At 45.8% G+C, this 1,082-nt stretch carries 1 protein-coding gene; it reads left to right on the top strand.

The window, feature by feature from the left end:
• A partial coding sequence (locus B7Y67_RS19075) for an amidohydrolase family protein (RefSeq protein ID WP_293599977.1) occupies nucleotides 1–833 on the top strand: 833 nt, incomplete at its 5' end.
• Nucleotides 834–1,082: the final 249 nt, after the last annotated feature.

Here is a 1,082-nt window from a genome sequence, read left to right as displayed (position 1 = left end):
CTGAGGCTCAGAATCTCTCTCAGCAAGATAATGATCGCCTCATTTTCCAAGGTGTGAAGTTTTATAGCGATGGTGGTTATTTGCCTGAGACTATGCGGATGGAAAGCCCCGGTTATACAAACGGCACCATAGGTTCAACTAACTACCAGTCGGCCAAAGAGTTTGCTGGTGCAATGAAACCATGGTGGGATGCGGGTTTTCATATTCACATTCATAGCAACGGGGATGTCGGTAATGCCCATTCAATTAATTCATTGCAATTGCTGTTAGATTCAAAGCCGCGCTTCGATCATCGTTACACCATTAATCATTTTGGCATTCCATCGACTGCCATGGTAATGAAGATTAAGACATTGGGCGCAGTTGTAAGTGCCAATATGTCCTATATCTCAGAGCGTGCCCAATTAGAGTATCCAATGTTAGGTGTTGATCGCGCATCCTACGCAACGCGTCTTGGTGCTTTAGTACGTAGTGGCATTGTGACATCTATCCACTCTGATGCGCCTGTATCGGCGCCTGCACCATTAAAAGAAGCATGGACCGCGGTTACCCGTAGGGATGTTTATAGCGATGGCAAGGTCTGGGCACCAGCTGATGCGGTAACAGCTTCAGATGCGATGAAGATGATCACCATCAATGCTGCTTACACTCTTGGAGTGGAGAGTAAGGTGGGTTCAATAGAAGCAGGTAAGTTTGCTGACTTTGCCGTCTTAGATTCCGATCCACAGGCAATTCCCGCAATCAAGATTAAAGATGTTGCCGTACATGCCACTGTATTGGGTGGCAAGGTTATTCCAGTTTCAGAGACTAAAAAACCAAGGCCGATGAATTAATTTCAAAAGCATTTAAGGTTAAGAGTGCCAATCCTAGGGTTGGCCTTTTTTTGCTCTCAAAATGCAAATGACTTCTATCCGTGCTCTAATGCCAGCACTATGATTACAGTCGTTATCGCTTCCTATCAGTATGGCCACCTTGCAGCCCACTGCATTGAGTCTTTACTCTCACAAACAGTGGCGCCTAGCCGCATTATTTTTGCCGATGATGGTGCTCATGATTGCGCGCACTTGCCGAATTTCTATCCT

The sequence above is a fragment of the Polynucleobacter sp. 35-46-11 genome (genome assembly GCF_002281105.1).
Note: the sequence above shows the minus strand (reverse complement) of the source record. Positions and strands in the feature narration are given on the sequence as shown.